Origin of the sequence: Micromonospora sp. M51, from assembly GCF_018070305.1 — a bacterium.
GTDB classification, from domain to species: domain Bacteria; phylum Actinomycetota; class Actinomycetes; order Mycobacteriales; family Micromonosporaceae; genus Micromonospora; species Micromonospora parva.
In genome coordinates, this window is record NZ_JAGPXZ010000254.1 from 1 (window position 1) to 7549 (window position 7549).

Genomic DNA, 7549 nt, shown 5'->3' on the forward strand with positions numbered 1-7549 from the left:
ACCAGGTACTCCAGATAGCGGCGGCCGGGCTGTCCGCGACCGAGGCGCTGACCGGCATCTCCCGGGTGACCGCCCGCCGCTATCTGGAGTACCTGGTGACCGTCGACCGGGCCGCGCGCACCCCCCGCTACGGCACCCCCGGCCGCCCCGAGGTCGAATACCGACCCCGCTGAGCGCGGTACAGCTTGACTCTCCGACATCAACGCGAGATGCCGCCCATCGATGTCGGAGGTGGAAGAATTGGGCCGACCCGATATGCAGGAGCGAGCCGTGACGTCGAGCAATGCCCAACAGATGCCCGAATGGCCGACGACTGACCACGTGCCGGCCGAGGAGTTGGCCCGTCGTCAGGGCGTCCAGCCGGTCGCCTCCGTGGACGACCTGGCCCGTCCGGGTCTCTTCGAGTCGGACGAGGAACTGGACGAGTTCCTCACCGACCTGTACGCCTCTCGGCGGGCCGGCGCCGCATGAGCCTCGTCGTTCTGGACACCGACGTCGCGTCAGCAATCCTCCGCGGGCGACTACCTGAACGTCTCCGTGCCCGCCTGGCCGGTAAGACCCTCTGCATCACCTTCGTGGCGCTCGGCGAGCTGACCAAGTGGACGGCCCTGCGCAGCTGGGGTCCGCGCAAGCTGGCTGATCTCGCGCAGTGGCGTTCGGGAATCGTGCTGCTTCCCTTCGACGAGGCGGTGGCGGTCACCTGGGGTCACCTCCAAGCACGGGCTCAGCACCGAGGGCTCCCCCGACCGACCAACGACTCCTGGATCGCGGCTTGCTGCCTGGTCGACCGGCTGCCACTGGCGACTTTCAACGGCAAAGATTTCGCCGACTTCGCCGAGTACGACGGGCTACGCCTCTTCGACGTTTCCTAGCGCCGGCTGCGCCGAAGTGGCTGTCCGATACCGCGAAGCGGCACCTGGCTGGTAACCCGGTGGCGGGGCGGAGATCCGTTGTTAGACTCGGCGGCGTTGGGTCAGTGGTACGACCAGGGAGACCAGACATGGCGGGTGACGACGACATCTCCGGGTGAGACCGGATGTGTTCGGCCATCGGTTCGGCGCGCGTAAGGCGCAGCCGCGGTGGCCATGACGTCGTTCCACCGTTCCCGTTCGTCGTCGGGCGGCTTACGCACGCCCAGCCCACCCTCTGAGGTCACTCGCCATGTCTGATGCCTTCATCGTCTGCTCGAATCTGTCCTTCTCGTGGCCGGACGACACCCCGGTCTTCTCGGACCTGTCCTTCACGGTGCCGGGCGGTCGCACCGGCCTGGTCGCGCCCAACGGCGCCGGCAAGAGCACCCTGCTGCGGCTGATCGCCGGGGAGCTGCGGCCCAGCGGTGGCAGCGTCACCGTCGACGGCCTGCTCGGCTACCTCCCGCAGACGCTGCCCCTGGCCGGTGACCTGAGCGTGGCGCAGGTGCTGGGCGTGGCCGAGCGGGTCGCGGCGTTGCACGCCATCGAGGCCGGCGACGCGAGCGAGGAACACTTCGCCACCATCGGCGACGACTGGGACATCGAGGAGCGCACCCGCTCGGAGTTGGACCGGCTCGGCCTGGGTGAGCTGTCGCTCGACCGGCGGCTGCACACCCTCAGCGGCGGTCAGGTGGTCTCCCTCGGCCTGGCGGCGCAACTGCTGCGCCGCCCGAGCGTGCTGCTGCTCGACGAGCCGACGAACAACCTGGACCTGGACGCCCGGCACAAGCTCTACAACGTGCTCACCGGCTGGTCCGGGTGTCTGCTGCTGGTCAGCCACGACCGGGAACTGCTGGACCGGATGGACCGCATCGCCGAGCTGGACCGGGGCGAGATCCGCTGGTACGGGGGCAACTTCACCGCGTACACCGAGGCGGTGCAGGCGGCGCGGGAGGTCGCCGAGAGCAACCTGCGCAACGCCGAGCAGGAGGTCAAGCGGGAGAAGCGGGAGATGCAGCAGGCCCGGGAGCGCGCCGACCGGCGGGCCAGCAACGCCACCAAGAACCTGAAGAACGCCGGTCTGGCCCGGATCGTGGCCGGCGGTCTCAAGCGCAGCGCGCAGGAGTCGGCGGGCAGGGCGCAGGAGACGCACGCCGGCCGGCTCGGGCAGGCCAAGGCCCGACTCGACGAGGCGGGGCGGGCGGTACGCGACGAGGACCGGATCGTCGTGGACCTGCCGGACACCACCGTCCCGGCCGGACGGACCGTCTTCACCGGAACGGGGATGCGGGCCCGCTTCGACGACCGGGAGCTGTTCGGCGGCGACGGCGCGGACCTGGTGATCCGGGGGCCGGAACGGATCGCGCTCACCGGGGCGAACGGTGTCGGCAAGTCCACCCTGCTGCGCCTGGTCACCGGCGACCTGGAGCCGGCCGGCGGCGAGATCCGGCGGGCCGAGGGGCGGATCGCGTACCTGTCGCAGCGGCTGGACCTGCTGGACCTCGACCGTACGGTGGCGGAGAACTTCGCCGCGTACGCGCCGAGCCTGCCGGACGCCAGGCGGATGAACCTGCTCGCCCGGTTCCTGTTCCGGGGCGCCCGGGTCAACCTGCCCGTCGGGGTGCTCTCCGGTGGCGAGCGGCTACGCGCCACCCTCGCCTGTGTGCTCTGCGCCGAACCGGCACCGCAACTGCTGCTGCTCGACGAGCCGACGAACAACCTGGACCTGGTCAGCGTCGGTCAGTTGGAGAGCGCGCTCGCCGCGTACCAGGGGGCGTTCGTGGTGGTCAGCCACGACGAACGGTTCCTCGCGGAGATCGGCGTGCAGCGCTGGTTGCGGCTGGCCGACGGCCAACTGCGGGAGATCAGCGCCCCCGACCGGGGCTGAGCCCGACGGTGTCCCCGGCCCGGTCGGACGAACGCCCGGCCGGGCCGAGGCCCGGTCAGCTCACGTTGGCCGGGCCGAGGACGCTCTTCAGGTCACCCATCAGGGCGGTCGTCGGCGCCACCCGGAACGGCCCCAGCCGCAGGGTGGTGGTACGCCCGCCGTTCTGCAGCTTGACGTGCACCTCGGTGTCACCCGGGTGCAGCACCAGGGTTTCCTTGAGCCGCTCCACCAGCGGTGGTGTGCACCGGTGCACCGGGATGGTGAGGGTGACCGGCTTGTTGGTGGCGCTGGTGCTGACGTCCGGCATGGACATGTCCATCGCCATGATCCGTGGGGTGTCGTCGCGGCGGTCCACCCGACCCTTGACCACCACGATGGCGTCCTCGGCGATGTACTGCCCGATCACCTCGTAGGTGTTGGGGAAGAACAGCGTCTCCACCCCGCCGGCCAGGTCCTCCAGGGTGGCCGACGCCCAGGCCCGGCCCTGCTTGGTGACCCGGCGCTGCACCCCGGAGAGAATGCCGGCGAGGGTGACGACCGCCCCGTCGGGCACCGCGCCCTCCTCGGCCAGCGAGGCGATGGTGGTGTCGGCCGCCGCGTTGAGGATGTGCTCCAGGCCGAACAGCGGGTGGTCGGAGACGTACAGGCCGAGCATCTCCCGTTCGAAGGCCAGCTTGTCGCGCTTGTCCCACTCGCTGTCGCCGATGGTCGGCATCACCGTGGTGCTGCCGGTGTCGGCGTCACCGAAGCCGGCGCCGAACAGGTCGTACTGGCCGACGGCCTCCTTGCGCTTGACGTCGGCGTACGCGTCGATCGCGTCGGCGTGCACCGCGAGCAGGCCCTTGCGGGGGTGGTCCATCGAGTCGAACGCGCCCGCCTTGATCAGCGATTCGATGGTCTTCTTGTTGCAGACCACCGCGTCCACCTTGGACAGGAAGTCGTAGAAGTCGGTGTAGTCGCCCTTCTCCTCCCGGCAGCGCATGATCGAGGCGACCACGTTCGCGCCGACGTTGCGCACCGCGGCCAGACCGAAGCGGATGTCCTTGCCGACCGGCGTGAACGGCCCGGCCGAGGTGTTCACGTCCGGTGGCAGCACCTGGATGCGCATCCGGCGACACTCGGCCAGATAGAGCGCCATCTTGTCCTTGTCGTCGCCGACGCTGGTCAGCAGCCCGGCCATGTACTCGGCCGGGTAGTGCGCCTTCAGGTACGCGGTCCAGTAGGAGACCAGCCCGTACGCGGCGGAGTGCGCCTTGTTGAACGCGTACCCGGCGAACGGCACCAGGACGTCCCAGACGGCCTGGATCGCCTCGTCGGAGTAGCCGCGTTCGCGGCAGCCGTCCCGGAACGGGATGAACTCCTTGTCGAGGATCTCCTTCTTCTTCTTACCCATGGCCCGGACCCACCGCGATGCCCTGGTTCTTCGCCCACTGGATGAAGTCGGCGACCACGAGGAAGTAGGACGGGAAGCCCATCTGGTTGATGACGCCCAGCTCGTACTCCGCCTGGACGACGTGCCCCTCCGGGATGCCGTTCGGGTAGCGGCGGCCCAGGCCGGCGAAGGTCTCCTTGCGGAACCAGGACTCCTCGGTCTCACCCTCGGGCACCGGGAAGCGCGGCATCAGGTTGTGGAACTCGAACATGCCCTTCGGGTCGACCTTCTCGGCGACCAGCAGGGTGTTGCGGCAGCCCTCCTGCCACAGCTCGGACGAGTCCACGGCGCGCATCTGGTCGGCACTCTTGATGAAGTAGCCGCCGCCCTCGAACCGGAACCGGTTGGGGTCGTCGATGTTGCTGCCGGTCTGCACGCAGAGCAGCACGTCGTGGGCGGTGGCCTGGGCCTCGTGGGTGTAGTGCGAGTCGTTGGTGACCACCGGCGGGATGTCCAGCTTGCGGGCGATCTCGGTGAGCCCCTCGCGGACCCGGCTCTCGATGGAGAGGCCGTGATCCATGATCTCCAGGAAGTAGTTCTCCTTGCCGAAGATGTCCTGGTAGCTGGCGGCGACCTTGAGCGCCTCGTCGAACTGACCCAGCCGCAGCCGGGTCTGCACCGCGCCGGACGGGCAGCCGGTGGTGGCCATGATCCCCTCGGCGTGCTCGGCGATCAGCTCCATGTCCATCCGGGGCCACTTGACGTAGTGCCCCTCCATGGAGGCGCGCGAGTTGAGGGTGAAGAGGTTCTTCAGGCCCTGCGCGTTCTTCGCCCACATCGTCTTGTGGGTGATCGCGCCGTTACCGGAGATGTCGTCGCTCTTCTGCTCCGGGCGACCCCACTTGACCCGCGCCTTGTGGTAGCGCGACTCCGGCGCCACGTACGCCTCGACGCCCAGGATCGGGGTGATCCCGGCGGCCATCGCCTGGTTGTAGAAGTCGTTCGCGCCGTGCATGTTGCCGTGGTCGGTGATCGCCACAGCGGGCATGCCCAGCCGCTTGGCCTCGGCGAACAGGTCCTTCAGTCGGGCCGCTCCGTCGAGCATCGAGTACTCGGTGTGCACGTGCAGATGCGCGAACGAATCAGCCATGCGTGGCGCCCCCCGGCGGTGTGGATCTTGTTGGTCGGAGCCGACCGGGACCTACCCTACCGAGGTGATCTCGGCGGCTCCACCGTCCGCGCCGAGGGTGGCCCTCGTCTCCTGATCGTCCCCGGATGGGCCTAGGCTCTCCAGGATGGCGAGGTACTACGACGTGCACCCGGAGAACCCGCAGCCCCGGGTCATCGGCCAGGTCGCCGACCTGATCCGCGGCGGTGGGCTGGTGGCCTACCCGACCGACTCCTGCTACGCGCTCGGCATCCAGCTGGGCAACCAGGACGGACTCGACCGCATCCGGCAGATCCGGCACCTCGACGACCGGCACCACTTCACCCTGGTCTGCCACGACTTCGCGCAGCTCGGCCAGTTCGTGCAGATCAGCAACTCGGTCTTCCGGCTGGTGAAGGCGTCCACCCCGGGCAGCTACACGTTCATCCTGCCGGCCACCCGCGAGGTGCCCCGCCGGATGCTGCACCCGAAGAAGCGAACCGTCGGCGTGCGGGTGCCAAGGCACACCGTCACCCAGGCGCTGCTGGCCGAGCTGGCCGAGCCGCTGGTGTCCAGCACGCTGGTCCTGCCCGGCGACGAGGAGCCGATGACGCAGGGCTGGGAGATCAAGGAACGGCTCGACCACCAGCTCGACGCGGTGCTCGACGCCGGCGACTGCGGCATGGAGCCGACGACGGTGATCGACCTGTCCGGGCCCGAGCCGGAGATTCTGCGCCGGGGCGCCGGGGACGTGTCCCGCTTCGAGTAGGGCGCCGGTTCGCGTCGGGTGCCGGTTCGCGTCGGGTGCCGGACGGTACGGGGCCACTACGGCGGCGGCGGTCGTACGCTCCGGGGATCGGCACCGGCGAGCATTGGACACCCGGCATGCCCGACGCGGACGACATCGACGCGCTGGCCCGGTCCGCCGCGCACGGCGACCCGGCCGCGCTGAACGCCCTGCTGGTCGCGGTGCGCCCGGAGGTGCTGCGGCTGTGCGCCCGGTTCCTGCCCAACCGGGAGGACGCCGAGGAAGCCTGCCAGGACGCCCTGCTGGCGCTGGCCGGCAGCATCACCCGGTTCGAGGGGCGCTCCTCGTTCCGCACCTGGCTGCACCGGCTGACCGCCAACCGGGCCCGCTCCACGTACCGCACGCTGCGCCGCCGCTGCCGACTGGAGGCCGGCGGCGTGCCGCTGCCCGACCAGGCCGACCCCCGGCGGACCAGCGTGATCGCGGGCACCCGCCTCGACCTGCTCGACGCCTTCGACGCGGTCCACCCCGACCTCGCCGAGGTGGTCGCCCTGCGCGACGTCCTGGGGCTGAGCTACCCGGAGATCGCCGCCCTGCTCGACGTGCCGGTGGGCACCGTGAAGTCCCGGCTGCACCTGGCCCGGCGGCAGGTCCGCCAACGACTCGACGCCGAATGAACCCGCGATCGCTGCGCCGGCTCGTCGTGGTCCTCACGGCCACGGTGGGGGTCGCCGCCTGCGGCACCGACGCCGTCTCGCCGCTGCCCGTCCAACCGCCCGCCCCGACCCGCTCGACGCCGACCCCCTCCCCGATCCCGGCGAGCACGGCGGTCCCCGCGCCCACCGGGTCGCCGTCGCGACCGCCGCCGACCAGCACGCGCCCGGCCGCCGCACCGCCAACCCCCAGCAGGACCACTGGTACGCCCCGAACGACTCCCCCGCCGACCAACGCGACGCCGGCCTGTCTGGGCGCGGTCCGCTACGACCTGCCGCTCGCCGAGACCGAGATCGAGCTGCTGAAGTCGCTCTGCTTCGCCACCGGCGCGGTGCTGCGGATCCAGGGCATCGGGCCGGGCCTCGACACCGTGGACCGCCCGGAGTTGGTCTCCCAGCAGTACGAGGCGGGCGTGGTGGACATCCGCTTCGTCCGCCCCGGCACCGTCGCCGTGACGATCCCCAAACACGACCGGGAGCACACCGTCACAGTGGTGGTCCGCTAGGACGCGTTCGGCACCTACCGCAGGCGTACCCCGGCGAGCAGGGTGTCCACGAAGGTGGGTCCGCTCTGCGCTGGCGGGGTGAGCTGCACGTACACCAGGGCGGCCCGGCCGGGGTGCAGGGCGGCCGACTCGATGATCTGCGGCCGGTCCCGGTCGCAGCGGTACGCCACCACGATCCACTCGATGCCCGCCTGCCGGGTGGTCCGGGCCGGTGCCGGCGTGCAGTCGCCGTGCGTCCGCTCGGCCAGGAACCCGGCCGGCGTG

Annotated in this window: 6 protein-coding genes and 2 pseudogenes; 6 read left to right on the forward strand and 2 right to left on the reverse strand. The window is 70.6% G+C overall.

Going from position 1 to position 7549, the window contains the following annotated elements; genetic code table 11:
• Positions 1 to 270 precede the first annotated feature (270 nt).
• From KBX53_RS15550 to abc-f, 3 genes are all read left to right on the forward strand, one after another.
• Positions 271 to 471 (forward strand): hypothetical protein, encoded by a 201-nt coding sequence (locus KBX53_RS15550; RefSeq protein ID WP_210860021.1) that lies wholly within the window; start codon positions 271 to 273, stop codon positions 469 to 471.
• Positions 468 to 872, forward strand: a complete 405-nt coding sequence (locus tag KBX53_RS15555; RefSeq protein WP_210860012.1) for a type II toxin-antitoxin system VapC family toxin — start codon at positions 468 to 470, stop codon at positions 870 to 872. The genes KBX53_RS15550 and KBX53_RS15555 overlap by 4 nt, the downstream gene beginning before the upstream one ends.
• Before the next feature lie 289 nt (positions 873 to 1161).
• Entirely contained in the window at positions 1162 to 2799 is a 1638-nt protein-coding gene (abc-f, locus tag KBX53_RS15560) for a ribosomal protection-like ABC-F family protein (RefSeq protein WP_210860015.1), read from the forward strand.
• Positions 2800 to 2854: 55 nt separating this feature from the next.
• Here the strand turns inward: abc-f and KBX53_RS15565 are convergent.
• Positions 2855 to 5321: pseudogene (locus KBX53_RS15565) on the reverse strand (PHP domain-containing protein).
• Positions 5322 to 5466: 145 nt separating this feature from the next.
• On the opposite strand from KBX53_RS15565, the gene KBX53_RS15570 reads away from it, so the two are divergent.
• From KBX53_RS15570 to KBX53_RS15580, 3 genes are all read left to right on the forward strand, one after another.
• Positions 5467 to 6087: an L-threonylcarbamoyladenylate synthase gene (locus KBX53_RS15570; protein ID WP_210860017.1), complete on the forward strand. Its 621-nt coding sequence runs from the start codon at positions 5467 to 5469 to the stop codon at positions 6085 to 6087.
• Positions 6088 to 6203: 116 nt separating this feature from the next.
• Positions 6204 to 6743 (forward strand): RNA polymerase sigma factor, encoded by a 540-nt coding sequence (locus KBX53_RS15575; protein WP_030336913.1) that lies wholly within the window; start codon positions 6204 to 6206, stop codon positions 6741 to 6743.
• Positions 6740 to 7285, forward strand: a complete 546-nt coding sequence (locus KBX53_RS15580; protein ID WP_210860019.1) for a hypothetical protein — start codon at positions 6740 to 6742, stop codon at positions 7283 to 7285. Before KBX53_RS15575 ends, KBX53_RS15580 begins: the two co-directional genes overlap by 4 nt.
• A 14-nt stretch (positions 7286 to 7299) precedes the next feature.
• Here the strand turns inward: KBX53_RS15580 and KBX53_RS15585 are convergent.
• Positions 7300 to 7549, reverse strand: a pseudogene (locus KBX53_RS15585) (serine/threonine protein kinase); the annotation flags it as partial.

What these genes read in the sequence shown, in the direction of transcription:
- KBX53_RS15555 (WP_210860012.1), top strand. Translation starts at nt 468, where the DNA reads ATGAGCCTCGTCGTTCTGGACACCGACGTCGCGTCAGCAATCCTCCGC.
- abc-f (WP_210860015.1), top strand. Translation starts at nt 1,162, where the DNA reads ATGTCTGATGCCTTCATCGTCTGCTCGAATCTGTCCTTCTCGTGGCCG.
- KBX53_RS15570 (WP_210860017.1), top strand. Translation starts at nt 5,467, where the DNA reads ATGGCGAGGTACTACGACGTGCACCCGGAGAACCCGCAGCCCCGGGTC.
- KBX53_RS15575 (WP_030336913.1), top strand. Translation starts at nt 6,204, where the DNA reads ATGCCCGACGCGGACGACATCGACGCGCTGGCCCGGTCCGCCGCGCAC.
- KBX53_RS15580 (WP_210860019.1), top strand. Translation starts at nt 6,740, where the DNA reads ATGAACCCGCGATCGCTGCGCCGGCTCGTCGTGGTCCTCACGGCCACG.